The organism is Arthrobacter sp. ISL-65, assembly GCF_018613795.1.
Lineage (GTDB): Bacteria > Actinomycetota > Actinomycetes > Actinomycetales > Micrococcaceae > Arthrobacter.
The window spans coordinates 238,114-262,536 of sequence record NZ_JAGGPN010000038.1 but is presented as its reverse complement, the minus strand read 5'-3'; the positions used below and the strand labels follow the sequence as shown (position 1 = coordinate 262,536).

Annotated in this window: 22 protein-coding genes; 16 read left to right on the top strand and 6 right to left on the bottom strand. The window is 66.7% G+C overall.

The window, feature by feature from the left end:
* Positions 1-29 precede the first annotated feature (29 nt).
* On the top strand, positions 30-1,016 hold the full coding sequence (locus J7I85_RS16980) for a LysR substrate-binding domain-containing protein (RefSeq protein WP_214853860.1): 987 nt from the start codon (positions 30-32) through the stop codon (positions 1,014-1,016).
* A gap of 39 nt (positions 1,017-1,055) precedes the next feature.
* On the opposite strand, the gene J7I85_RS16975 is transcribed toward J7I85_RS16980, so the two are convergent.
* Positions 1,056-2,087, bottom strand: coding sequence for a nitronate monooxygenase (locus tag J7I85_RS16975; RefSeq protein WP_214853857.1), 1,032 nt, complete (start codon positions 2,085-2,087; stop codon positions 1,056-1,058).
* 36 nt (positions 2,088-2,123) lie between these two features.
* Between J7I85_RS16975 and J7I85_RS16970 the strand changes: the two genes are divergently transcribed.
* The gene (locus J7I85_RS16970) at positions 2,124-3,080 is read left to right on the top strand and encodes an N-acetylglucosamine kinase (protein ID WP_374102483.1); all 957 of its coding nucleotides are present in this window, start codon (positions 2,124-2,126) and stop codon (positions 3,078-3,080) included.
* A gap of 140 nt (positions 3,081-3,220) precedes the next feature.
* Here the strand turns inward: J7I85_RS16970 and J7I85_RS16965 are convergent, their stop codons facing one another.
* On the bottom strand, positions 3,221-4,309 hold the full coding sequence (locus tag J7I85_RS16965; protein ID WP_214853854.1) for a pirin family protein: 1,089 nt from the start codon (positions 4,307-4,309) through the stop codon (positions 3,221-3,223).
* A gap of 56 nt (positions 4,310-4,365) precedes the next feature.
* Between J7I85_RS16965 and J7I85_RS16960 the strand changes: the two genes are divergently transcribed.
* The 8 genes from J7I85_RS16960 (at position 4,366) to J7I85_RS16925 (ending at position 12,293) form a co-directional block, all read left to right on the top strand.
* Complete coding sequence (locus J7I85_RS16960; RefSeq protein ID WP_214853851.1) at positions 4,366-4,818, top strand: NUDIX hydrolase; 453 nt, start codon at positions 4,366-4,368, stop codon at positions 4,816-4,818.
* Positions 4,819-5,179: 361 nt separating this feature from the next.
* Positions 5,180-6,256, top strand: coding sequence for a ribosome small subunit-dependent GTPase A (gene rsgA / locus J7I85_RS16955; RefSeq protein ID WP_374102485.1), 1,077 nt, complete (start codon positions 5,180-5,182; stop codon positions 6,254-6,256).
* Between the two features lie 266 nt (positions 6,257-6,522).
* Positions 6,523-7,611, top strand: a complete 1,089-nt coding sequence (locus J7I85_RS16950; RefSeq protein ID WP_285289607.1) for an ABC transporter ATP-binding protein — start codon at positions 6,523-6,525, stop codon at positions 7,609-7,611.
* Positions 7,611-8,324: an ABC transporter permease gene (locus tag J7I85_RS16945; RefSeq protein WP_214853849.1), complete on the top strand. Its 714-nt coding sequence runs from the start codon at positions 7,611-7,613 to the stop codon at positions 8,322-8,324. Before J7I85_RS16950 ends, J7I85_RS16945 begins: the two co-directional genes overlap by 1 nt.
* Positions 8,321-9,064, top strand: coding sequence for an ABC transporter permease (locus J7I85_RS16940; protein ID WP_214853846.1), 744 nt, complete (start codon positions 8,321-8,323; stop codon positions 9,062-9,064). The genes J7I85_RS16945 and J7I85_RS16940 overlap by 4 nt, the downstream gene beginning before the upstream one ends.
* Positions 9,061-10,020, top strand: coding sequence for an ABC transporter substrate-binding protein (locus J7I85_RS16935; RefSeq protein WP_214853843.1), 960 nt, complete (start codon positions 9,061-9,063; stop codon positions 10,018-10,020). The genes J7I85_RS16940 and J7I85_RS16935 overlap by 4 nt, the downstream gene beginning before the upstream one ends.
* A 162-nt stretch (positions 10,021-10,182) precedes the next feature.
* Entirely contained in the window at positions 10,183-11,403 is a 1,221-nt protein-coding gene (locus tag J7I85_RS16930) for a pyridoxal phosphate-dependent aminotransferase (RefSeq protein WP_214853840.1), read from the top strand.
* Between the two features lie 35 nt (positions 11,404-11,438).
* Positions 11,439-12,293, top strand: coding sequence for a PPK2 family polyphosphate kinase (locus tag J7I85_RS16925; RefSeq protein WP_214853837.1), 855 nt, complete (start codon positions 11,439-11,441; stop codon positions 12,291-12,293).
* A 55-nt stretch (positions 12,294-12,348) separates the two neighbouring features.
* On the opposite strand, the gene J7I85_RS16920 is transcribed toward J7I85_RS16925, so the two are convergent.
* Positions 12,349-12,624 (bottom strand): exodeoxyribonuclease VII small subunit, encoded by a 276-nt coding sequence (locus tag J7I85_RS16920; RefSeq protein WP_251024435.1) that lies wholly within the window; start codon positions 12,622-12,624, stop codon positions 12,349-12,351.
* 78 nt (positions 12,625-12,702) lie between these two features.
* Positions 12,703-13,986: an exodeoxyribonuclease VII large subunit gene (gene xseA, locus J7I85_RS16915; RefSeq protein ID WP_214853834.1), complete on the bottom strand. Its 1,284-nt coding sequence runs from the start codon at positions 13,984-13,986 to the stop codon at positions 12,703-12,705.
* A gap of 324 nt (positions 13,987-14,310) precedes the next feature.
* Between xseA and J7I85_RS16910 the strand changes: the two genes are divergently transcribed.
* Together J7I85_RS16910 and J7I85_RS16905 are read left to right on the top strand one after the other, a co-directional pair.
* On the top strand, positions 14,311-15,159 hold the full coding sequence (locus J7I85_RS16910) for a hypothetical protein (RefSeq protein WP_214853830.1): 849 nt from the start codon (positions 14,311-14,313) through the stop codon (positions 15,157-15,159).
* A 40-nt stretch (positions 15,160-15,199) separates the two neighbouring features.
* The gene (locus J7I85_RS16905) at positions 15,200-16,276 is read left to right on the top strand and encodes a 4-hydroxy-3-methylbut-2-enyl diphosphate reductase (RefSeq protein WP_214853827.1); all 1,077 of its coding nucleotides are present in this window, start codon (positions 15,200-15,202) and stop codon (positions 16,274-16,276) included.
* Between the two features lie 37 nt (positions 16,277-16,313).
* On the opposite strand, the gene J7I85_RS16900 is transcribed toward J7I85_RS16905, so the two are convergent.
* Complete coding sequence (locus J7I85_RS16900; protein ID WP_214853824.1) at positions 16,314-17,609, bottom strand: DNA recombination protein RmuC; 1,296 nt, start codon at positions 17,607-17,609, stop codon at positions 16,314-16,316.
* A 90-nt stretch (positions 17,610-17,699) separates the two neighbouring features.
* Between J7I85_RS16900 and ychF the strand changes: the two genes are divergently transcribed.
* The 4 genes from ychF to J7I85_RS16880 all read left to right on the top strand — a co-directional run bounded on the left by ychF (position 17,700) and on the right by J7I85_RS16880 (position 23,740).
* Complete coding sequence (ychF, locus tag J7I85_RS16895; RefSeq protein WP_214853821.1) at positions 17,700-18,785, top strand: redox-regulated ATPase YchF; 1,086 nt, start codon at positions 17,700-17,702, stop codon at positions 18,783-18,785.
* A gap of 326 nt (positions 18,786-19,111) precedes the next feature.
* A complete protein-coding gene (locus J7I85_RS16890; protein ID WP_214853818.1) occupies positions 19,112-20,890 on the top strand; it encodes an ABC transporter family substrate-binding protein in 1,779 nt (592 codons plus the stop codon).
* 178 nt (positions 20,891-21,068) lie between these two features.
* Positions 21,069-22,610, top strand: coding sequence for an ABC transporter permease (locus J7I85_RS16885; RefSeq protein WP_214853816.1), 1,542 nt, complete (start codon positions 21,069-21,071; stop codon positions 22,608-22,610).
* Complete coding sequence (locus tag J7I85_RS16880) at positions 22,607-23,740, top strand: ABC transporter permease (RefSeq protein ID WP_374102482.1); 1,134 nt, start codon at positions 22,607-22,609, stop codon at positions 23,738-23,740. Before J7I85_RS16885 ends, J7I85_RS16880 begins: the two co-directional genes overlap by 4 nt.
* Positions 23,741-23,786: 46 nt before the next feature.
* On the opposite strand, the gene J7I85_RS16875 is transcribed toward J7I85_RS16880, so the two are convergent.
* On the bottom strand, positions 23,787-24,416 hold the full coding sequence (locus J7I85_RS16875; protein WP_214853813.1) for a PH domain-containing protein: 630 nt from the start codon (positions 24,414-24,416) through the stop codon (positions 23,787-23,789).
* Positions 24,417-24,423 lie beyond the last annotated feature (7 nt).

Genomic DNA, 24,423 nt, shown 5'->3' with positions numbered 1-24,423 from the left:
ATGATCGGATTGATTGACGGAGGAGAACCGTGGATATCGAACACAGGCAGCTGGTGCAGCTGCTGCCGATTCTGCCGCTGCTGGCGGAGCTTGGGCGGACGCAGCACATCACCGAAACCGCCGAGCTGCTCGGCGTTCCGCAGTCGACCGTCAGCCGCGCGCTGGCGCGCGCCAGCGCCGTGGTGGGGACCGAGTTGCTGGTCAGGGACGGCAGGGGAGTGCGGCTGACACCTGCTGCCACGACGCTGCTGCCCTATGTGGAATCGGCGCTCGCCGAGTTCCGTGCCGGCCTGGACCTTGTCCGGCACGAATCGGAGGTGGTTCGCGGCCGGGTCACCGTGACCTTCCAGCACACGTTCGGCGAGGCGACGCTGCCCCTGCTCATCAGCGCCTTCCGGAGCCGCTATCCGCAGGCAGAGTTCGATCTCCGCCAGGGCTCCCGCGACAGCTGCCTGGCGGAACTCTCCTCCGGCGCCGCCGATCTCGCCCTGACCGCACCCGTGGTACCAGCTAGCAGGACCATCGGCTCCGCCGCGCTGTACCGGGAACCGCTGCGGCTCGTGGTGCACCACCGGCACCCGCTGGCGGACCGGAAGTCGGTGGCTGTGGCCGAGATCCGGAAAGATCCGTTCGTTGCGCTCGGTTCCGGCTACGGGCTGCGCTCCCTGGCGGAGGCCCTGTTCCGGGAGGCCGGCTTCAGGCCTCGGATCGCCTTTGAAAGCCAGGATTCACACACCGCGCGTGGTCTGGTGTCCGCCGGGTTGGGTGTCAGCATCCTCCCTCCGGAGGGAGGCAGCGGGCCGGGCCTCGGCGTCACTGCGGACACCGGCGACCTGGGCTGGGTGGAAATTGCGCTGGAATCAGAACTGGCGTACCGCGAGATCGGCCTGGCCTGGCGGGAGCGCCGCAGCGTGCGGGAGAGCGAACCTGACGCCGTCCGGCTCTTCCGGGAGTTGGTGCTGGAGGAGGGGCCCGGGCTGCTTGCGGGGCTGGTCCGGGCCCGCTCAGGCGCCTGACCGGCCCCCTGGCGCCGGGGCCCTAACCGGCGCCGGGCTTTAACCGTTCAGGAGCGCGGCCACCGCCTCAGCCACGGGTCCCGTCCTGGCCGAGCGCCAGCCCTGGCCCGCCCAGAGGTTCAGCCGCTCCTGGTCACCGGCAGCGGCTGCTGCCGCGCGGATGGGGGCTGTCAGATGGTGGATGGCGGGGTAGCCCTCGGGCGCGTCCCCGTGGTCGCGGACAAAGTCGTTGACTAGTGCCCGTGCGTAACGGCCGGTGAACGCGCGGGTGGGTGTTGTTTCGGTGAAGCGGTCATCGCCAAGGGCGTCCTTGTGCAGCTGCCGCGCGCCGCTTTCGTCCGTCCGCAGCAGCGCCGTTCCCACCTGCGCTGCCACCGCCCCGGCGGCAATGACCGACCTGACGGCGGCGGCGTCGGACACCGCGCCGGCGGCGATCAGCGGCAGGTCGACGGCGGCCGCCACCTCCCGGATCAGGTCAGCCGTCGACGGCGGCATGCCGCCAGGTTTCGTCCCGGGCAGGAAAGCACCGGAGTGGGCGCCGGCGCTGCTGTGCTGGACGACGAGGGCGTCGGCTCCTCGGTCAGCTGCCAGCTCTGCCTCGGCGCGGCTGGTGACCGTGGCGAGGACCGTCGACCCCGCCTTCCGAAGCGCCTCGACCACTGCGGAATCGGGCAGCCCGAACGCGAAGCTGACCAGTTCAACCGGGTGCTGCAACAGGAGGTCGATCTTCGCCTGCCAGGCATCGTCGTCGTCAAGGACCAGGGGCGGCACGGTCACGCCGTAGCGCCCGGCGTCCCGGCCCAGGCTGCCCCGGTACTCCTCCAGCCTGGCCACGCCATCGGGGGAGGGATTCAGCTGTGCATGGTCCGGCACAAAAACGTTGACCCCGAACCGGACGCCGGCGTCCCGGCAGGCGCGGATCTCCGCACTGACCGCGTCCGCACTCTTGTACCCCGCGGCGAGAAAGCCCAGTCCCCCGGCGCGGTGGACTGCCGAGACGAAGCCCGGCGTGGACGTCCCGCCTGCCATGGGCGCTGCAATGATGCGGGTATCAATCTCGGCGTGGGGCATGGCCGGCTCCTAGGGGCTAATCAGTAATCTGTTCTGGTGACTAACTCTGACAACCTATCCGGTGCGGCCCCTGTTTCGTCCAGCACGGGCGCGTCCGGCGACGCCCGGCCCAACGACGTCGTGATCGGCCTCGACATCGGCGGCACCAAGACGAGGGGCGTCCGCTTCGAGCACGGGAAACCGGTAGCCGACCAGAGCGTGGGAAGCGCCAACGTCCAGAACGTCAGCCGTGCGGAAGCCGCGGCGCATCTTGCGGAGCTTTTCGCCAAAATCGGCCGGGGGCCAGTGGCGCAGGTTTACGCCGGCGCCGGCGGGATCGACACCGATGAGGACGCGGCCGCCCTGGCCGCCCTCATTGAGCCGCACGCCCCGGGGGCCCGGATTACCGTGGTCCACGACTCCCGGCTCCTGCTCGCGGCAGGCGGCGCCAGCACCGGCGTCGCAGTCATTGCGGGCACGGGCTCGGCGGCCTGGGGAGCGAATGGGGACGGCGACGAGGCGCGGGCCGGCGGCTGGGGCTACCTCCTGGGCGACGAAGGCAGCGGCTACTGGCTGGGGCGCGAGGCCGTCCGGCACAGCCTGCGGCGCATGAACCAGGGGCGGGAACCGGACGAGCTGACCCGTGCGCTGCTGGACTCCTGCCACACCGACGACCCGAACAAGCTGATCGCGCTCTTCCACTCCCCGGACACCGGACGGCGCTTCTGGGCGCAGCAGGCCCGGCTGGTGGTGGAGGCGGCCGACGCCGGCCACAGCGTCAGCCGCGACCTGATCGACCAGGCGGGCAAGGACCTGGCGGACATGGCGGCACAGGTCCTCCGGCAGCTGGGGCTGGACGGTCCGGTCATTCTGGGCAGCGGCCTGGGCATGAACGTTGTCCGGCTGCAGGAATCATTCCGGAAGCACCTGGCCGCAGCCGGAGTCAGCGACGTGCGGATCCTGGCGCAGGACCCCGTCTTCGGTGTCCCGCTGCTGGTCCGCGACCAGCCCTGATACTGGTGTAATCAAGCGCGAACGGACACTTGAGGCCCCGCCTGAGGGCCCCAAGTGTCCGTTCGCGCAAGTGTCCGTTCGCGCAAGTGTCCGTTCGCGCTGTGTCCGTTCACGCCCGGACGGAACCAGGCCGGGGTGCCCTAGGACCGGGTCCGCGGCCTGAGTTTCACGCCGGGCAAGGGCGGCGCGGGGATCCTGCCTGCCTCCCGGCCTGCATCCGGTCCGTGGCCGTGGACCAGCCCGAAGCGGGCACCTTCCGCAGCCGGGTCGGACAGCTCTGCCTGGGCCTCCCAGTCCGCCCGCGCCCGGGCGACCTCCTCATGGGTCCTGCCCACGAAGTTCCACCACATCAGCAGTTCCTCGTGGAGCGGCTCGCCGCCGATCAGTACGAAGCGGGTCTCCGGCAGGGCGTCCACGGCCAGGACCTCGCGCCCGGCCCCCAGGTAGCCCAGCGGTCCCGGGCCGATCTCCTGCCCGTCCACCGTCAGGCCGCCGTCGAGCACCAGGACGGCGTGCTCGAACGCCGGGTCAAGCGGGAAGGAGGCGGCACCGCCGCAGCTGACGTCCGCGCCGACGATCGGGGTGTACATGGTGGCCGGCGAGGAAGCGCCGGCGAAGGATCCCACCATTACCGTGGCCGTGAAGCCCGGGCCATGAACCGTGGGCAGGTCGCGGTGCCGCTCGAAGGCCGGGGGCCTGTCCCGCTCCCCGTCGGGCAGCGCGACCCACAGCTGCAGCCCGCGCTGCAGCGGAAGCCCGGCACCGCCGTCGTCCGCCGCCGGAAGCCCGGCACCGCCGTCGTCCGCCGCCGGAAGCCCGGCACCGCCGTCGTCCGCCGCCGGCAGCACGGCAAACTCGGAGTGCGAGACGCCGTGGCCCGCGGTCATGATGTTCAGCTCGCCCGGACGGACAATGACGTCACTGCCCACGCTGTCCCGGTGCCTGATCTGCCCGGCCAGCGGCCACGTCACGGTCTGCAGGCCGGTGTGCGGATGCGGCAGCACGGACATCGCCGTCCGGTCGGGGCCAAAGCTGTCCAGGAAGCACCAGGCACCCACTGTCGGCAGGCCGCGCTGTGGCAGGGTGCGGAGCACCGACATCGCGCGGACCCCGCCCAGCGGCACCTCGCGTGCCGGCCACAACTGCAGGCATGGCCCGGCTCCCGTTCCTGTTTCCGGGCCGGCGGGCGGGCAGGTTTCCTCCTGCGGGAGAAGCTCCAGATTCGTCACAGTCCCACTCTAGGACGGCCGCCTGCACGCGGATAGCGCGGGTCTACGCTGGAGCCATGAGCGTTCTCTTCGACACCCGCCCCGCCGCTTACGCGGTCATCATCCGCGACGGCGCCATCCTTCTGGCGTACTGGAAGCAGGACGGCAAGGAAGGCTGGACGCTGCCCGGCGGCGGGCTGGACCTGGCCGAGCACCCCGTGGACGGCTGCATCCGTGAGGTCTTCGAGGAGACTGGGTACCACGCCGACATCGGCGAGATGCTCGGGATCGACGTCGGCCATTGGCCGGCGGATTCGCGGCTGGACGGGGCGGACCGCGACTTCCAGGCGCTCCGCCTGGTCTATGAGGCGAGGGTGACAGGCGGGGAGCTCACCCACGAAACGAACGGCACCACCACACATGCCGCGTGGATTCCGCTGCAGGATGTCGGTTCGCTGAACAGGGTGTCCTTGGTTGACGCCGCGCTTCGCCTGTTCTCGGAGCGGCCGGTCAACGGCAAGCTGGACTGAACTCGCTCGCTTGGACAGAAAGTCCTGGGCTGAGTTCCGGCCGCAGCGTGGTAGCCCTAGCCAGCCGGCGCCCCGCTGGCTATTCTGGGGGAGTCCCCGGGCCTTCTGTCCGGCGGCGGCCAGTCTGGCATGAACTTCGTACGGGGGAGGTGGACCTGATGATTGCAGAATTCGTGCGCGCTCCGCGCCTTCTCGAAAAGACCTTCATTACTCCTGCCCCTGCTGCTGCCCACTCCTAGCCAGCCCAGCGCACACAGCGCACTGCTTTGCCGGCCGGCGGCGCTTCGGGGCCAACCCGAGGTTCACAGTGAAAAATTCTTCCGGCACTCGTGCCAACCAGCTTCAAAACTAAACCCCTTCCATAAACACTGAGCGCCTGCCCGGCCCAAGCCAGTACGGTTTCACGGAGGCCAAGGCGCAGCACTTCGCGGCCCATCCGGCCAGCGGCGCCGAGGCCGCCGCCCGCGTCGTCCGGGTGGACCGGAACCGGATCGTCGCAGCCACGGCCGACGGACTGGTGCACCTGCCCTATCCGGCCGGTGCCGTGCCGGCCACCGGCGACTGGGTCTGGCTCGGCCGCAACCGGGCTGCGGAACCGGCCGTCGTCGAGGTGCTTCCCCGAACGTCCGAGCTGAGCCGCAAGCGTGCCTTCGACCCGTCCACGGAGGCGCAGGTCCTCGCCGCGAACATCGACATGGTGGGCGTGGTTGTTCCCGTGGACCGTCCACTGAGCCACAACAGGCTCGAACGTACTCTCGTGGCGGTCTGGGATTCCGGTGCCACCCCGTTGGTGATCATCACGAAGGCGGACCTGGCGGACATCGCCGACGACGTCGTCGGGAAGGTGATCCTGCAGGCAGCCGGCGTGGATGTGGTGACCACCTCCGCGGAGCAGGGAGACGGCATCGACGAACTGCTCTCCCGGGTGCAGCCTGGGTGGACGCTCGCCCTGCTGGGCCCCTCCGGCGCCGGGAAGTCCACCCTCATCAACGCGCTTGTGGGGCACCACGTCCAGTCCACCGGGGACGTGCGGGCCACCGACGGCAGGGGGCGGCACACCACGACGTCGCGGGAGCTGGTGCCGCTGTCCAACGGCGCCGTGCTGATGGACACTCCCGGCGTCCGCGGCTTCGGCCTGTTCGACGCCGAGGACGGCATGGAGGAGATGTTCGGCGACCTGCAGGTGCTCTTCGAGCAGTGCCGCTTCTCCGACTGCGCCCATGACCGAGAACCCGGGTGCGCCGTCCGCGCGGCCCTCGACGACGGATCCCTCGAGGAGAGGCGGTGGGCCAGCTACATCAAGCTCCAGCGCGAGCTCGCCGCCCTGGAGCGGCGCCACGACGCTGCGGCAAGAAGGGCGTACCAGCGCGAGTGGCACCAGAAGGTGGTGGTGGCCGGGCGGAGCCAGCGGGCCGCCGAACGCTACCGCCATTCCTAGACTGGAGTTTTTGTCCAGATAATGGCCCGAAAGGCCCTCCGAGCGCCCATTCTCTGGACAATAACTCCTCCACCCATCCGGACGGGGGAGGGCGCCGAATCAATCGTGTTTGTCTCCGAATGATTACGGTATCCGTGCCTGCTGCGGTTTTGCTTCGGGCACTGGTTACGCTGTGTCAAGATGCGCTTTACAGCCAAAAACAGCGTGCTTATGATCAATTCGCTTTACCGTCCGATGTTGCCGCCCAACAGTAAGGTAAGCCGGGTATGGCCGAAGCCATGATTGAGTTCCAGAGCGTCACCAAGCAGTACCAGAGCGGGCAACCGGCGGTGGACCAGCTGAGCATGTCCATTGACCGGGGCTCCATCACGGTGTTCGTAGGACCATCAGGCTGCGGCAAGACCACCTCCCTGCGCATGATCAACCGGATGGTGGAGCCCACCTCCGGGACCATCACGGTCGGCGGGCGCGACGTCACTTCCGTGCCCGCAGCCGAGCTCCGGCGCTCCATGGGCTACGTGATGCAGTCCTCCGGCCTGATGCCGCACCGCTCCGTAATAGACAACATCGCCACCGTGCCGAGGCTAAACGGCGTGCCCAAAGCCGACGCCCGCAAGCGCGCGGAGGAACTGCTCGACGTCGTGGGGCTGGCTCCGTCGCTGGGCAAGCGGTACCCGTCGCAGCTCTCGGGCGGCCAGCAGCAGCGCGTTGGTGTGGCCCGGGCGCTCGCCGCCGATCCGCCGGTCCTGCTGATGGACGAGCCCTTCAGCGCCGTGGACCCGGTGGTGCGCGATGAACTGCAGCAGGAGCTCCTGCGCCTGCAGCGGGACCTGGCCAAGACCATCGTCTTCGTCACCCACGACATCGACGAGGCCACCGTGCTGGGCGACAAGGTGGCTGTCTTCGCCGTCGGCGGCAAGCTGGCGCAGTACGCCGCCCCGGAGGAGATCCTCCGGGCACCGGCCAACGAGTTTGTGGCTTCCTTTGTGGGCCGGGACCGCGGGTTCCGGCACCTCGCCTTCACAACCGCCGACGGCGTCGCGGTCCATCCCGTTGAAACGGTCACCCGGGGCGGGGATGCCAGGGCCAGTGCGGACGCCTGGCGCCTGGTGGTGGATGACCAGCAGCGGCCTCTGGGCTGGGAAGGCCCCGGCCTCGACTCCCAGCTCGTCCCCGGCGGCTCCCTGTTCCGGCCGGGCGACACCCTGCGGCGCGCCCTGGACGCCGCGCTGTCCTCCCCATCGGGGCTCGGCGTTGCGGTCGACGGCGACGGCAAGGTTGCCGGCGTCGTCAAGGGCGCGGAGGTGCTCTCCATCATCGAGTCCGCACGCCAGGCCCGGCAGGGCGCCCTCTGATGGAGTGGTTCCTGGCGAACAGCCCCATGGTCTTTGAACGGGCCGGCCAGCACCTGGTCCTGGCCCTGGTTCCGATGGTCCTGGGCCTGGTGATCTCCATCCCGCTGGCACAGTTCTCGCGGCGGCACAGCGCACTGCGGCAGCTCGTGACCACCGTGAGCTCCCTGCTCTACACCATCCCGTCGCTGGCGCTGTTCATCATTCTCCCGCCGCTGCTGGGAACGCGGATCCTTGACCCCCTGAACGTCATCGTCGCCCTGACCATCTACGCCGTGGCGCTGCTGGTGCGCGCGGCCCTGGACGCCTTCGACTCCGTCGATGACGACCTCCGGCAGGCGGCCGTCGCCATGGGCTACAAGCCGGCCGCCCGGTTCCTGCAGATCGACCTGCCGCTGTCCCTGCCCGTGATGTTCGCCGGCCTCCGCGTGGTGTCGGTGAGCAACATTTCGCTGGTCAGCGTCGCCGCGCTGCTGGGCGTGGGAAACCTGGGGATGCTGTTCACGGACGGGCTGCAGCGGAACTTCGTCACCGAAGTGGTGGTGGGAATTGTCGCCATCCTGCTGCTGGCAGTGGTGATGGACGCGCTGCTTGTGATCCTGGAACGGGTCCTCACACCGTGGACCAGGGCCGGCTCCGTAAAGACCGACGCGAACGCCAGGTCGGGCGCCGAATTCCTCGCGGACGCCAAAGTGCACGCGGGGGCGGGCTCATGAACATCTTCACTGAAACATTCGCCTGGCTCGCGGATCCAACGCACTGGTCCGGTCCGGGCGGAATCCCCGTCCGCCTGCTCGAACACCTGCAGTACAGCGGCCTGGTCCTGATCATCGCTGCCGCCATCGCTGTCCCCGTCGGCCTCTACATCGGGCACACCGGCAGGGGCCGCGTTGTGGCCGTGGCCGTGGCCGGCGCCCTCCGCGCGCTGCCCACGCTCGGGCTCCTGGTGCTGTTCGCCCTTGTCGCCGGAAGCGGCCTCATGCCGCCGGTGTGGGCCCTGGTCATCCTTACGGTGCCGCCGCTGCTGGCCGGCACCTACGCCGGCATTTCCAGCGTGGACTCGAACGTGGTGGACGCCGCCCGTGCCATGGGCATGAAAGAGCTGCAGGTCCTGTTCGGCGTGGAGGTACCCAACGGGCTCCTGGTGATGTTCGGCGGCATCCGCACTGCCGTGCTGCAGGTGATCGCCACCGTGTCGGTGGTGGCGTACCTTCCGCTCGGCGGCCTGGGGCGCTATCTGTTCGACGGGCTGGTGCTCCAGGACTTCCCGCGGATGCTGGCAGGTTCGCTCCTCATCGCGGCGCTGGCGATCGTCGTCGACCTTGTCCTGGCGGCTGTGCAGCGGCTGGTCGTTTCACCGGGACTTTCTGCACGTTCCAAGGGTGGCCGCAAGGCCGCCACCGATCTCTCGGCTGCCGCGCCCGCGGCTGCCGCTGTTCAAGGAGGCACCGCATGAAGTACCCCGTCCGCACGACTCTTACCCGCCGTGGCCTGGGCGGCCTCGCCGCTGGTGTCGGCGTCGCCCTTGCCCTGTCCGCCTGCAGCAGCGGCAATCCGCTGTCTTCCCCCTCCACGAGTGCAACCGGGGGCGCCACCTCCGGCGGTTCCCTCGTCGTCGGCTCCGCGGACTTCCCGGAGAGCCAGATCATCGCCGAGATTTACGCCGGTGCCCTGAGCGCGGCCGGAGTCACCGCCACCACCAAGCCAAACATCGGCTCGCGGGAGATCTACTTCAAAGCGGTGCAGGACGGTTCGGTGGACGTCGTCCCGGACTACTCCGGCAACCTGCTGTCCCACGTCGACGCGCAGGCCGCGGAGGTCACGCCGGAGGACATCTACAAGGCTCTTCCGGGCAAGCTGCCGCAGGGACTCGCCGTACTTGAGCCATCCAAGGCCGAGGACAAGGACGCCATGGTGGTCACCAAGGCCACCGCCGAAAAGTACCAGCTGAAGTCGATCGAGGACCTGGCCAAGGTCTGCAAGGACCTGACCATGGCCGCACCCGCCACATTTGAAACCCGGTCCTACGGGTTCCCGGGGCTCAAGAAGAACTACGGCTGCGAACTCAAGGCGCTGAAGCCCTTCAGCGACGGCGGCGGCAACCTGACGCTGCAGGCGCTCCTGAACGATGAGGTCCAGGTGGCCGACATCTTCACCACCACGCCGTCCATCGCCGACAACGACCTGGTTGTGCTGGAGGACCCGAAGAACAACTTCAAGGCCCAGCAGGTGCTGCCGCTCTACAACGACGCCAAGGTGACGGACAAGGCCAAGGAGGCACTCAACAATGTTTCCAAGACCCTCACCACTGAGGACCTGATCAACCTCAACCGTGCGGTGAGCGGAAGCCAGAAGCAGAACGCCAAGGACGCGGCCGCTGCGTGGCTCAAGGACAAGGGCATCGTCAAGTAGGCTCTGTGGCTGACTAGGAAAGTACGACGGCGGCTGCCGGTTCCGCGGGGACCGGCAGCCGCCGTCGGCGTTAAGTGAGGGAGGGGCGGCTGGGCGCCGCCGGGTCAACCGTGTGAGGCACGTCTCCCCGGAACTACATCCCGCTTGTGGCATATTTGATGAATGGCAGAATTCAAGCAGTCCACCAAGCTTCATAATGTCCTTTACGACATCCGTGGACCGATTCTTCAGGCCGCCCAGCAGATGGAGGCAGAGGGGCACCGCATCCTCAAACTGAACATCGGCAACCCCGCACCTTTCGGTTTTGAAGCGCCGGACGCGATCCTGGTGGACATGATCCGCCACCTGCCCCACGCCCAGGGATACAGCGATTCCCGCGGCATCTTCTCCGCCCGCACCGCCGTCTCGCAGTACTACCAGACACGTGGCATCCAGAGCATCCACGTGGACGACATCTACCTGGGCAACGGCGTCAGCGAGCTCATCACCATGTCGCTGATGGCCCTGCTCGAGGAGGGCGACGAGATCCTGATCCCCACCCCGGACTATCCGCTGTGGACCGCCTCGGTGGCGCTTGCCGGCGGCCGTCCGGTGCACTACCTCTGCGACGAGGAGTCCGGCTGGCAGCCCGATCTGGAGGACCTCGAGGCCAAGATCACGCCCCGCACCAAGGGAATCGTGGTGATCAACCCGAACAACCCCACCGGCGCGGTGTACCCGGAAAGCACGCTGCGCAAGATCGTTGCCCTGGCGGAAAAGCACGGGCTGGTGATTTTCGCCGACGAGATCTACGAAAAGATCCTCTACGAGGACGCCGTGCACGTAAACATGGCGGGGCTTACCGGCGACGACGTGCTGTGCCTGACCTTCAGCGGGCTGTCCAAGGCGTACCGCGTCTGCGGCTACCGCGCAGGATGGATGGCCATCTCAGGGCCCAAGAAGGAGGCCGCGGACTACCTCGAAGGCATTAACCTGCTGGCCAACATGCGGCTCTGCGCCAACGTTCCGGCCCAGCACGCCATCCAGACTGCCCTGGGCGGGTACCAGAGCATCAATGACCTCATCCTGCCCGGCGGCCGGTTGCTGGAGCAGCGCAACAAGGCGTACGACATGCTCAACGCCATCCCCGGCGTCAGCACGCAGCAGGCACGGGGCGCCCTGTACCTGTTCCCCAAGCTCGACCCTGAGGTCTACAACATCCGGGATGACGAAAAGTTTGTCCTGGACCTCCTCAAGGAACAGAAGATCCTGGTTTCCCACGGCCGTGCATTCAACTGGATCCGGCCCGACCACTTCCGGATGGTGACCCTGCCCAACGTCAAGGACATCGAGGAGGCAATTGGCCGGATGGGAGACTTCCTCAGCAGGTATGAGGGGAACTAGCCTTTACCCACAGACAACCGTGGAAAGAGGACCCGATGGCCGGCGTTGTGGAATTCACGAAGCTTCCCTCAGAAACTTTGAAGGCCGGCAAGGGCTTCAAGCTCGCCGACCTTGACCCCGACGCCACGCTGGGCTACCCGGGAAACAAGGCCGACGGCGAGCTGCTCCTCGAGGGGCTGGACGCAAAGCTCGCGGAGCTTCAGGAGAAGCTGTTTGCCGAGTCCAAGTTCGGCGGCACCAAGCGCGTCCTCCTGATCCTGCAGGGAATGGACACGGCCGGCAAGGGCGGCATCGTCAAGCACGTGCTTGGTGCCATGGACCCGCAGGGCGTTCAGTTCAAATCATTCAAGGCCCCCACGCCCGAGGAACGTGCCTACGACTTTCTCTGGCGCATCGAAAGGGAAGTCCCGGCCGCCGGCATGCTGGGGGTCTTCGACCGGTCCCATTACGAGGATGTCCTGATTCACCGGGTTCACCGCTGGGCCGACCCGAAGGAGCTTGAACGCCGCTATCAGGCGATCAACGAGTTCGAAGCCAGGCAAGCGGCGGCGGGCGCGAAGGTGGTCAAAGTGATGCTGCACATCAGCAATGACGAGCAGAAAGAGCGGCTGCTGGCCCGGCTGGATAATCCCGCCAAGCACTGGAAGTACAACACCGAGGACCTGAAACAGCGTGCCTTCTGGGACGATTACATGGCCGCCTACCAGGCAGCCTTCGACGCCACCAACACGAAACAGGCGCCTTGGCATGTGGTGCCTGCCAGCAAGAAATGGTACGCGCGCATCGCCGTGCAGCAACTGTTGCTGGAGGGACTCGACGAGCTCGAACTGGAGTGGCCCAAGGCCGAGTTCGATGTAGAAGCCGAGCGCCGCCTCGTCGAGCGGTCCTGACCAGGGCGGGCGGTCCTCAGCCGGGCCCAACCTCCGGCTGGATCTCCGCTGGCGTTCAGCTGTCCTTGCGGGCAGCCGCGAGCCTCTTCCTGGCGCCCTCCAGCCAGTCTTCGCAGCGCCGTGCCAAGGCCTCGCCCCGCTCCCACAGCGCCAGGGAATCCTCAAGGCTGGTCCCGCCGGCCTCAAGCTTGGAAACCACGGCTACCAACTGTTCCCGTGCTTCCTCATAGCTCAGGGCATCGATGTCCGGAGGAAGTACGGGGCCGGGCTGGGCTGCGGTATCTTGTTCCGTGCTGTGCGGCTGATCTGTATTGATGGTCGGATCTGTCATGTTTCCTGGCCTGTCATGTCGGTGGTGCTGTCATTCGGTGCTGGCGCAAATTGTGGTGCTGGTTCATCTGCGTCCGCCTTATGCGGCGCCCGTGGATTCCGCGCCGAACCGCCCGCCGGCCACCCTGACCGCGAGCGGTGTTCCCGCAGGGGCCTGGGACGGCTGGCGGACAACTGCCCCGCCGGACCCGGAAACCTGCACCACGGCGTAACCGCGGTCCAGGGTCTGCTGCGGTGACAATGCCCGGACCTGCGCCTGGAGGTGGACCAGCTGGTCGGAAGCCCTCGTCACGGCAGCACTGATGGCCGCCGTGGACCGGCGGGCCAGCCGTTCCACATCGTCCGCGCGCGCCGTGATCATGCTCTCCGGGGCCGCGAGGACCGGACGGGACCGGATTGCCGCCAAGCGGTCCGTTTCCCTGGCCACCAGCAGCGTCACCGAGCGGCGCAGCTGGGCTTCAGCCTGCCGGACCCGGGCAAGTTCCTCCGAGACTTCCGGCACGATGCGCTTGGCTGCATCCGTGGGCGTGGAGGCCCTGAGGTCGGCGACGTCGTCCAGGATGGGCCGGTCCGCCTCGTGCCCGATTGCGCTGACCACCGGAGTCACCGCGGCCGCCACGGCGCGGATGAGTTCCTCGCTGCTGAACGGCAGCAGGTCCTCCAGCGCGCCGCCGCCGCGGGCGATGACGATCACGTCGACCTCGGGACGGGCATCGAGTTCGCGAAGCGCCTTGACCATCTGGGATACGGCGGTGTTGCCCTGCACCGCGACCTCGCGGATCTCGAATTCGACTGCCGGCCAGCGCAGGGCAGCGTTGCGCAGAACGTCCTTCTTGGCATCGGAGTCGCGGCCGGTGATGAGCCCGATCCGGTGGGGGAGCAGGGGCAGCCGCTTTTTCCGCGACTCGGCGAACAGGCCTTCAGCGGCCAGGGCATGGCGCAGCCGTTCTATCCGTGCGAGGAGATCGCCCAGTCCAACAGGCCGGATGTCCTTCACGGACATGTTCAGCCGCCCGGTCTTCAGCCAGAACTCGGCCTTGAGCAGGGCCACCACCCGGCTGCCGCGCTCAAGCGGCGTCTCCTGCCGGTCGAGCAGTTTGGACCAGATGGAAGCCGGCAGGGAGATCTCGGCGTCCACATCCCGGAGGGTGAGGAACGCACTGCCGCCGCGCCGGTTCAGTTCGATGACCTGACCCTCAACCCAGGCTGCCGGTGCCCGCTCGATGTGGGTCTTGAGCTTCTGGGAGAGCAACTGCAGCGGCCACGGGTTGTCCGGGCTTGTCTCGGCGGCGGTGGCCGGCACCGTGCTGGGGCCGGCTGCCGGGGCCGTGCCGGGTACAGGGACAGTGGCGTTTTCAGCCATGTGCAGCCCCGTTGGCGGCGAATGCCAGGTGCATGGTCGCGGTCCTTTGCCTGTGGATGGTGCGTGCGCGGTGGGTCAATCAACTCTATCCATAGCTGTATCACCGGGCTCCGACATTGTTGGTAAACGCGGCATTTGCCGGCATTGCTGACAACCCGGCGGTCTTGATGGCCAGGCATTTTTGGTCACCAGGCATTTTTGGTCGCCCGGTATTTTTGATCGCCCTACTTTTTCGATAGTTGGGACGGCGCGCCTAGGATGGCAGTGTCCTGCTGACCAGCCAGGCACCCGACCAGCCGAGAAACCCGACCAGCTAGGAATCCCTTGCGCTCATTTCTTGCGGCCTTGGCCGTCATCCTTGGTCTTCTCCTTTCCGCCGCCGCCGTTCCGGCGATGTGGGTGGACCGCAACATCGTGCAGGAGGATGGTTTCGTTGTCCTGGCGGCACCGCTGGGCAAGGATCCGGATTTCCAGAAGCGCCTGGCGACCGCCGCCGTCAACAGCATCGATACCGGCGGCACCATCCCGGCGCCGGTGGCCGAACTGGTGCGGCCGGTGCTGGAAAAGGCCGCGACCTCCCTTACCGGCCTGCCTGAGTACCCGGCTGCCTGGGAAGAGACGCTACGAAAGAGCCACCGCCTCAACTTCGCCGACCCGGCATCCCTGCCGCCCGAGGCGGATTCCAGCACCTCGCTGACCCTGGATGTGGCCCCGCTCGTCGCCCTTGCGGCAAAGCAGATTTCCAGCCAGGTTGGTGTTCCGCTGGAGGCTCCGGGCCAGACCCTGGTGAACATCGGCCAGACGAACCAGCGCCAGCTCGTCGAACGGGTTTCCGCTTACTCTCCGCTGGGATACAGCCTGGCCGTCGGCGCGGGGGTGGCGTTCCTCCTGGCGCTCGTGACCGCACGCCGGCGGTGGAAAGTCCTGGCTGGCATAGGAGTGGGCGCACTGGGGCTTTCCGGACTGTGGACGCTGGCATCCCGCTGGGCCGCCGACGCCGTTATGGGCACCGCGAGCGGAAACGAAATGGCTGACCTGTTCAAGCGGGAGTTCGTCGAGGCTTCCGCTGCCGGGTTTGCGTCCTGGACGCTGGCTTCGGCGTTCGTCGGTGCGGCCCTGGTGGCGGCAGGCCTGCTGCTCAGGGTGGTTGGCGGTCCTGCCCGCAGGCGATGAGCCGCCCGGAGGCCTGCGGCCCAGCCGGTAGCATGGAGCAATGACTTCCTCTGCAGTTTCCCTTTCGATGCCAACCGTCCCGCGCCGGCGGCGTTCGCCGGCGGAAGTGCTCGCGGCGGCACCGGTCCCGGGCCCGAAGAGGGTTCTGCTGGCGGCTCCGCGCGGATACTGCGCGGGCGTGGACCGCGCGGTCATCGCCGTCGAGAAGGCCCTGCAGCACTACGGACCGCCCGTTTACGTCCGGAAACAGATTGTCCATAACGTGCATGTGGTCAGCTCCCTTGAGGAGCAGGGCGCCATCTTCGTGGACGAAACTGACGAGGTGCCCGAGGGCGCCCTGGTCATCTTCTCGGCCCACGGCGTGTCCCCGGCCGTGGTCCAGTCCGCAGAGGACCGCGGACTCCGCACCATCGATGCCACATGCCCTCTCGTGACCAAGGTCCACAAGGAAGCCGTCCGCTTCGCCAAGGACGACTTCGACATCCTCCTGATTGGCCACGACGGCCACGAAGAGGTTGAAGGAACGGCCGGCGAAGCTCCCGAACACATCCAGATCATCAACGGCCCCCATGAGGTGGACAAGGTGACGGTACGGGATCCCGAAAAGGTCATCTGGCTTTCGCAGACCACGCTCAGCGTGGACGAGACCATGGAGACCGTCCGGCTGCTCAAGGACCGGTTCCCCACGCTCCAGGATCCGCCCAGCGACGACATCTGCTACGCCACGACCAACCGCCAGGTGGCCATCAAGAAGATCGCGCCCCAGGCCGATCTGGTGATCGTGGTTGGTTCGGCCAACTCCTCCAACTCCGTCCGCCTCGTCGAGGTGGCGCTCGAGTACGGAGCCAAGGCGTCGTACCGGGTTGACTTCGCCAACGAGGTGGACGAGTCCTGGTTCGAGGGTGTTGCCACGGTGGGCGTTACTTCAGGCGCATCCGTTCCGGAGGTCCTGGTCAAGGATGTGCTCCGCCTCCTGGCCGATTACGGATACGGCGCAGTCGAGGAAATTGTGACTGCGGAGGAGGACCTGCTCTTTTCCCTGCCGAAGGAGCTCCGCGCCACGCTCAAGGAAGCGGGGGACGTATCCCGCGCCCTCGGCGGACGCCGCTCGCGCTAGCAGGAGCACGCGAGCCGGCGTCCATTCGGCGGATCCGTTAAGCGGCGTCCTCTTCCTGCTCAGTCGACCGCAATGTGCCGGCTTCCAGTTCCGTGGCATGCAGCTCCTGGGTCTCCAGGTCCAGGCGCTGCGGTTCATCGTTCTGCAGTTCCGGGGCTGCGAGGGACCGCGGCGTGACCTGCACGGCCGGGGGCGTGACCAGTCCGCTGGTGTCCAGGGCATTCAGTTTCCGCGCGGTGGGAAGCACCCGTGCCTCAAGCGTGCCGACCATCGCGTTGTAGCGGTCCACCGAGCTCTTCAGCGAGGATCCCAGCTTGCCGACGTTGTCCCCGAGCGTGCCCATCCGCTCGTACAGCTGCCGGGCAAGTTCGAAGAGCTCCCGCGCGCTGTCCGTGAGAACGTCCTGGCGCCACGTGAACGCCACGGATTTGAGCACCGCGAGCAGCGTGCCGGGGGACGCAAGCACCACATTCCTGGACAAAGCGTGATCCAGGAGCGCCGGGTCGGCGGAGAGAGCGGCGGCGAGGATGGACTCGGCCGGGACGAAACAGATCACCAGCTCCGGCGAGTTCCCCGGAATGTCCCAGTACTTCTTGGTGCTGAGGGCGTCCACGTGGGCCTTCAGCGCCTTGGCGTGCGCCGCCAGGAGGTTTTGCCGTGCTGCCTGGCTGAGCCCGGGCTTGTCTCCGGCCGACTGCCCCAGCTCCTGCGCCTCAAGGTAGGCGGACAGGGGGACCTTGGCGTCGACAACGAGCTGCTTGTCGCCCGGCAGCTGGACCACAAGGTCGGGGCGGACGGCGGCCTCGGTGCCTGACGTGCCGTGATGCTGCTCATGGAAATCGACATGCCGCATCATGCCGGCCGCCTCCACAACACGGCGCAGCTGCACTTCGCCCCACTGGCCGCGCGCGCTGTTCGACCGGAGCGCCGACTCAAGGGCATGCGTGGACCGCATCAGCTGCTCGTCCGTGAGGCGGGCTTCCTGCAGCTGCTGGGCCAGCTGCCCGTACTGTTCGAGCCGGTCCCGTTCCAGCAGGGATACCTGCTGCTGGACCGCCGTCAGCTTCTCAGCCACCGGTGCCAGGGCCCGCAGTACGCTTCCATCCTGCTCACGCGACATGCCCAGCTCCCGGTTCTGGGCCGACAGGAGCCTCCGCTCGGCATCCGCGGCAGCAAACTGGGCGCTGACTTCCGAAAGCCGCGCCGAAACGCCGTCGAAATCCGCTTCCACGGCGGCGCTCCGCCGGCGCAACACCACGTATACCGCGCCGGCGCCGGACACGGCGCCCAGCAACAGCATCAAAAGGGCCAGAATGACTGCAAAAGGTTCCATGCCTTCACTGTGGCACGGGGCTGTGACATTTATCGGAAAGGCAACAGCCCGGCACGGGATGCGGGGGCCGAACAGGTAGAATCAATGTCCGTGGCTCTTACTATTGGCATCGTCGGACTGCCCAACGTCGGCAAATCAACACTTTTCAACGCACTGACCCGCAACCAGGTCCTGGCCGCGAACTACCCGTTCGCCACCATTGAACCGAATGTCGGCGTCGTTAACCTGCCCGACCCCAGGCTCCAGCAGCTCGCGGGGATCTTCGGCTCGCAGCGCGTACTGCCCGCGGCTGTCTCCTTCGTCGACATCGCCGGCATCGTCAAGGGCGCCTCCGAGGGGGAAGGCCTGGGCAACCAGTTCCTCGCCAACATCCGTGAGGCGGAAGCCATCGCCGAGGTCGTGCGCGTCTTCGACGACCCCGACGTCATCCACGTCGACGGCAAGGTCGACCCCCGCTCCGACATGGAAACCATCAACACCGAGCTGATCCTCGCCGATCTGCAGACCATCGAGAAGGCCATTCCCCGGATCGAAAAAGAGGTCAAGATCAAGAAGCGGGAGGCCGCGGAGCTCGCTGCCATCAAGGCCGCGCAGGTGGTTCTGGAGCGCGGTGACACCATCTACTCCTCCGTCAAGAGCGACAAGCTGGAGATGGAGCACCTCAAGGACCTCAGCCTTCTGACGGCCAAGCCCTTCATCTACGTCTTCAACGCGGACGAAGGAATTCTCGGCAGCGAGGAGAAGCAGGCCGAGCTGCGCGCGATGGTTGCGCCGGCCGACTGCATCTTCCTTGACGCCAAGCTCGAGTCCGACCTGGTGGAACTGGACGAGGCCGAGGCGCGCGAAATGCTCGAAATGAACGGGCAGGACGAATCCGGGCTGGACCAGCTGGCCCGCGTCGGATTCCACACGCTGGGACTGCAGACCTACCTCACGGCCGGGCCCAAGGAGGCGCGCGCGTGGACCATCCACCAGGGCGACACCGCCCCGCAGGCAGCCGGCGTCATCCACACGGACTTCCAGCGCGGCTTCATCAAGGCGGAGGTTGTCTCCTTCGAGGACCTCATCGACGCGGGCTCCATGGCGGAGGCCAAGTCGCGCGGCAAGGTCCGCATCGAAGGCAAGGAATATGTCATGTCCGACGGCGACGTGGTGGAGTTCCGCTTCAACGTGTGAGTTTGCGCTGAGCTACTCAGTGATTGAGTATTAACGGCAAAAAGCCCCGATCCTTTGGATCGGGGCTTTTTCTGTGATTGGCTCCTCTACCCTTCGTGCAACATGGCGTCAAGGAAAAAGAGCGCGGACTTTTCGCTCGGCAACAGCTTGGTTGCATCTCGATAACAACCTTTACTGAGGGACAACTTTCGGACCGCAGGTGGCGGGTTCGGGTCTAGGCTACTTGTCATGTGAGACTCGCCACATCTCACTGGGGGGATGTAGCGGGTCTGGCCGGCGCCCACAGCGAAGGTCTTTTCCACACTCACAGAAACATAGGAGGCGGAATGCGATTCAGTCGTATTTCCAAAGCAGTAGGCGTTGCAGCCGCGGCTGCATTGGCGCTCAGCGCCTGCGCGAGCACCAATGGCGGGACAACCCCGTCCAGTAATGCGGCCGGCAAGCAGGGGGGAACAGCCACTGTAGTTGAGGTCAACGCGTTCAACACCTTCAACCCCAACACGGCCGACGGCAACACTGACATCAACTCGAAGGTCAGCTACGCCACACACTCCGGGTTCTACTACATCGACAACCAGCTGAACATCGTCCACAACGACAAATTCGGCAAGATGGAAAAGACGTCCGACGATCCGCTGACCGTCAAGTACACCATCAACGACGGTGTGAAGTGGTCGGACGGCACGCCCGTCACCGCAGCGGACCTGCTCCTGCAGTGGGCAGCCTTCTCCGGGTACTACAACGACGCCGACGCCGAGGGCAAGGCCGGGACGTCCTACTTCTCCTACGCCGGAGACCCCACGGGTCTGGCGCTCACCGATTTCCCCGAGATCGGCGACAACAACCGGTCCATGACTATCAAGTACTCCAAGCCGTTCGCGGACTGGGAGATCGCACTGGGCGGACCGGGCATTGACATCCCGGCCCACGTTCTGGCCAAGAAGGCCGGCCTGGCCGACACGCAGGCCTTCATCGACCACCTCAAGAGCATGCCCCGCGGCGACGCCAAGGCGCCCAAGACCGCTGATGCCAAGCTCAAGGCCATGTCCGACTTGTGGAACACCGGCTTCGACTCCAAGACCCTGCCGAGCGATCCGAGCCTGTTCCTCTCCAACGGCCCGTTCGTTGTCCAGAGCATCAACCAGGACCAGTCCCTGACCATGGTCCGCAACAAGGACTACAACTGGGGCCCCGAGGCCAAGCTGGACGAGATCACCGTCCGCTACATCGGTTCCTCCCCGGCCCAGGTCCAGGCGCTGAAGAACGGCGAAGCCGACATCATCGCCCCGCAGGCATCGGCTGATACCCTCGATCAGCTCAAGGCACTCGAGAGCCAGGGCGTCACGGTCGAACAGGGCAACCAGCTCTCCTACGACCACATCGACCTGAACTACTCGGGACCCTTCGCCGACAAGAATGTCCGTGAGGCATTCCTGAAGACGGTTCCGCGCAAGGACATCGTCGACAAGATCATCAAGAAGCTCGACCCCGAGGCAAAGCCCCTGGATTCGCAGCTGTTCGTTCCCGCGCAGCCGGCCTACGACGCCTCCGTGCAGGCCAACGGATCCTCGTCCTTCGCGGATGCTGATGTTTCTGCCGCCAAGAAGCTCCTGAACGGTGCGACCCCCGAAGTCCGCATCATGTACAACAAGGACAACCCGAACCGTGTGGACGCGTTCTCGCTCATCCGCGAGTCCGCGACCAAGGCCGGCTTCAAGATCGTCGACGGCGGACTTGGCGCCTCTGACTGGGGCAAGGCCCTGGGCAAGGGCGGCTATGATGCCACGATCTTCGGCTGGATCAACCCGGGCGTCGGAGTCTCCGGCGTGCCGCAGATCTTCCGCTCCGGAAACGGTTCCAACTTCAACAAGTTCAGCGATCCTGAAGCCGACAAGCTCATGGACGAACTCATTGTGACGACTGACCGCAGCAAGCAGGATGACCTGACCAAGCAGATCGACAAGAAGATCTGGGACTCGGCCTACGGCCTCCCGCTGTTCCAGTCCGTTGGTGTTGACGCCTACAGCGACCGCATCACCGGCGTGAAGTTCATGCCGAACCAGACGGGCGTCTGGTGGAACTTCTGGGAGTGGGCCGAGAAGTAAGCCCGTGCCACGAAGTTCAACTAGCTAGGTGAGGCGCCGGGACCATGCACCACGGTCCCGGCGCCTTGCAGCGCCATCTCCCGGCAGCGCCTGTGTTGGCAGCACAAGCAGTAAGGCGCCGCCAAACCTGCGACCGGTCCGGGCAATCCCTGGGCCCGAATCCTGAGGTTCTATCACAATGGTGACCTACATAGTCCGGCGGCTTGTCACCGCCGCACTCATCCTTTTGGGCGCGTCCTTCCTGGTGTATCTGCTGACCGCAGCATCAGGCGACCCGCTCGCAGAGTTCCGTGCCAGCAGCGCGCCGAACAAGCAGCAGCTCATGGACTCGAGATCCGCACTGCTGGACCTCGATACGCCGGCGCCCGTGCGGTATTTCAAATGGCTCGGCGGTGCGGCCCAGTGCCTGGTGCCCTTCACCGGATCCTGCAATCTCGGCAAGAACATCGCCGGCCAGCCCATTACGGACGCCCTCGGCCATGCACTCATTCAGACACTGACGCTTGTCACCGGGGCCGCCGTCCTGGCCATCCTTGTGGGCATCACCCTGGGCATCATCACCGCCCTGCGGCAGTACAGCACACTGGATTACGGCGTGACCTTCATGGCCTTCCTGTTCTTCTCCCTGCCGATCTTCTGGGTCGCCGTGCTGCTCAAGGAATTCGGCGCCATCGGCTTCAACAACTTCCTCCGCAACCCAGAGATTCCGCTGCCGGTCTCTCTCGGCGTCGCCGCCGTCCTCGGCGCCGTGGCCGTGGTCGTGGCCGGCGGCGACGCCAGACGCAAGGCATCGACCGGCGCCATCGTCTTCGCCGCTGCCGCCGCGGTCCTCATCTACTTCTCGGTGACCCAGTGGTTCAAGACACCCGGCCTGGGGCCGGTGGTCATCGCCATCGCCGGGGTGGGCATCGCCTTTGCCGTGACTCTGCTGACCGCAGGCCTGCGGAACCGCAAGGCGCTGCAGTCCGCCCTGATCGCCGTGGGCGTGGGGCTGGTCCTCTACTTCGTGGTCCAGCCTCTGCTGGACCAGGCCACGTTCCTGATGGTGCTGCTGCTGGCGGTTGCCGCGGTCCTGGTCGGCATGGCCATCGGCTACTTCATGGGCGGCTACGACCGCGGGCAGTCCATGCGCGCGGCGGCCATCACGTCCTTCCTGGTGGGCTTCCTCATCGTGCTGGACCGTTTCATGCAGGCCTGGCCCGCGTACTTCAACAACAGCAGGGTCCGGGGACGGCCGATCGCCACCATCGGCGCCGGCACGCCGAACATCGAAGGCGACTTCTGGATCCTCGGCCTGGATTCCTTTACGCACCTGATCCTCCCCACCACCGCACTCATCCTCATCTCACTCGCCGGCTACACCAGGTTCACCCGGGCCTCCATGCTGGAGATCATGAACATGGACTACATCCGGACAGCGCGGGCCAAAGGCCTGTCGGAACGTACCGTGGTCATGCGCCACGCGTTCCGGAACGCTCTCATCCCCGTGGCCACCATCGTCGCGTTCGACATCGGCGGGCTGATCGGCGGCGCGGTCATCACCGAGACGGTCTTCTCCGTCCGGGGCATGGGATTCCTGTTCCTGGACGGCATCCAGCACGTTGACCCGAACCCCGTCATGGGCGTCTTCGTCTGCGTCGCCATCACGGCCATGGCGTTCAACCTCATCGCGGACCTCGCCTACTCCGCACTGGATCCACGAGTAAGGGTGAAAGCATGAGCCAGCCCAGTCAGCAGGATGAAATCATGGCGGAGGAGGCCGGCCTGCGGCAGGAAGCTGCCGGCATCGAGCCTGTCTCCGAAGCCCGGGGCCTGAGCCAGGGCCAGATCGTCCGTAAGCGGTTTCTCGGCCACTCCGGCGCCATCGTCGGCCTTGCCGTCTTCGCCATCATCTTCGTCATGGCCTTCACCTCCGTCGGCTATGCCGGGATCCCCGGCTGGTGGAAGTACACCCACGAGGCCGTCTCGCCGCTGGTCAACGACGGCACGCCCACGGCTTCACTGTGGCCCCTGGCCTGGGGGGAGCATCCCTTCGGCCAGGACCGGATCGGGCGCGACCTGTTCGCCATGACCATGCGCGGTGCCCAGCAGTCCATCACGATTATGGTGGTCATCGGCCTGATCGCCGGCCTGATCGGTGTGGTCGTCGGGGCACTGTCCGGCTATTTCCGGGGATGGATGGAAGCCGTCCTGATGAGGCTCACCGACGTCATCATCATCGTCCCGGCGCTGCTCCTCGCCGCCGTCATGGCCCAGTTGGCAGGACGCCGGGATGAAGGCAGCTGGTTCGCGGCCTTCGCCAGCAGCAACGGTGTCCTCGCCCTAGGCATCTTCCTGGGGTTCATCAGCTGGGTGGGCCTGGCGAGGCTCATGCGCGGCGAGTTCCTCACCCTGCGGGAGCGCGAGTTCGTCGACGCGGCGCGTATTTCCGGCGCGAGCAATGCCCGGATCATCTTCAAGCACATCCTGCCCAACGCGGTGGGCGTGCTGATCGTCAACGTCACCCTGACCATGTCGGCGGCGATTCTTACCGAAACGGCCCTCAGCTACCTCGGCGTCGGCGTCAAGTCCCCTGACACTTCGCTGGGCCTGCTCATCTCCCAGAACCAGGAAGCCTTCGCCACCCGACCCTGGTTGTTCTGGTTCCCCGGCCTGTTCATCGTCCTCATCTGCCTTAGCATCAACTTCATTGGCGACGGCCTGCGGGACGCCTTTGACCCGCGGCAAAAGAAGTTCAACGCCAAGAAGGCCAGGGACGCCGGGGCAACAGTTCCGGAGGCGACGCCGGTGGCGGCCCTGGACAGCAGGGCTGATGACGGCCGGACCGCCGGCGGGGACAGGGGAGCCTGACGTGCTGCTGCTGCCACGCCGCGGGCGGGTGCAGCGCGCTGCCTGCCTACAGGACGGCCACGCTCCAGTAGCTCAGCCCGAGAAGGATCAGGGTCGCGGCTGCCTCGCGCCAGCGGAACTTCACGCTGACCGGAGTGGTCTCGGCTGCTCCGGCATCAAGGAGCCCCAATTCGACCAGCTGCTGCCAGCGTCCACGGACCAGCTGCGCGGCCTGCCCCGAGTCGGTGCTCTTGAGGTCGCCGGGGCGGACGGAGTTCCCCGGCCCGTACGTGCTGTCCGGCAGCCCCCTGAGGTCCTCCGGGCGGGCGTTGCGTCCGCCCCAGATGCCGGGCGCGGGAGCCGCCCAGGCCCCGTAACTTCTGCCGGGCGTGACCAGGGTCAGCGCGTACCTCGTGTCCACCTGAACCAGCGCCGCCCACGGCACCGTGATGGCACGGAACGGATTTTCTATGGTGACCCCGGCGTCGTGCACAACCACCGCCGGACGCCAGAACAGCAGCCAGCCCAGGTAGGCGATGAGCAGCAGTGGCCCGGCACCCGCCAGGGCGGGGACTCCGCCCGCCACAACCAGGCCGGCCAGCCCGGCAGCCGACACGAGCCACGAGAATCCGGCAAACCATTTGTTGGTGCGCGCCTTGAAAATTGCAGCGTTTCCGGCATGCGGCACAGTGCTCATGCCCCCA

Bases quoted from the DNA above. Each gene is read 5' to 3' on its own strand.
- J7I85_RS16975 (WP_214853857.1), bottom strand. From the start codon at position 2,087: ATGCCCCACGCCGAGATTGATACCCGCATCATTGCAGCGCCCATGGCA.
- J7I85_RS16960 (WP_214853851.1), top strand. From the start codon at position 4,366: ATGAGCGTTCTCTTCGACACCCGCCCCGCCGCTTACGCGGTCATCATC.
- J7I85_RS16950 (WP_285289607.1), top strand. From the start codon at position 6,523: ATGGCCGAAGCCATGATTGAGTTCCAGAGCGTCACCAAGCAGTACCAG.
- J7I85_RS16945 (WP_214853849.1), top strand. From the start codon at position 7,611: ATGGAGTGGTTCCTGGCGAACAGCCCCATGGTCTTTGAACGGGCCGGC.
- J7I85_RS16940 (WP_214853846.1), top strand. From the start codon at position 8,321: ATGAACATCTTCACTGAAACATTCGCCTGGCTCGCGGATCCAACGCAC.
- J7I85_RS16935 (WP_214853843.1), top strand. From the start codon at position 9,061: ATGAAGTACCCCGTCCGCACGACTCTTACCCGCCGTGGCCTGGGCGGC.
- J7I85_RS16930 (WP_214853840.1), top strand. From the start codon at position 10,183: ATGGCAGAATTCAAGCAGTCCACCAAGCTTCATAATGTCCTTTACGAC.
- J7I85_RS16925 (WP_214853837.1), top strand. From the start codon at position 11,439: ATGGCCGGCGTTGTGGAATTCACGAAGCTTCCCTCAGAAACTTTGAAG.
- J7I85_RS16920 (WP_251024435.1), bottom strand. From the start codon at position 12,624: ATGACAGATCCGACCATCAATACAGATCAGCCGCACAGCACGGAACAA.
- xseA (WP_214853834.1), bottom strand. From the start codon at position 13,986: ATGGCTGAAAACGCCACTGTCCCTGTACCCGGCACGGCCCCGGCAGCC.
- J7I85_RS16905 (WP_214853827.1), top strand. From the start codon at position 15,200: ATGACTTCCTCTGCAGTTTCCCTTTCGATGCCAACCGTCCCGCGCCGG.
- J7I85_RS16900 (WP_214853824.1), bottom strand. From the start codon at position 17,609: ATGGAACCTTTTGCAGTCATTCTGGCCCTTTTGATGCTGTTGCTGGGC.
- J7I85_RS16890 (WP_214853818.1), top strand. From the start codon at position 19,112: ATGCGATTCAGTCGTATTTCCAAAGCAGTAGGCGTTGCAGCCGCGGCT.
- J7I85_RS16885 (WP_214853816.1), top strand. From the start codon at position 21,069: ATGGTGACCTACATAGTCCGGCGGCTTGTCACCGCCGCACTCATCCTT.
- J7I85_RS16880 (WP_374102482.1), top strand. From the start codon at position 22,607: ATGAGCCAGCCCAGTCAGCAGGATGAAATCATGGCGGAGGAGGCCGGC.
- J7I85_RS16875 (WP_214853813.1), bottom strand. From the start codon at position 24,416: ATGAGCACTGTGCCGCATGCCGGAAACGCTGCAATTTTCAAGGCGCGC.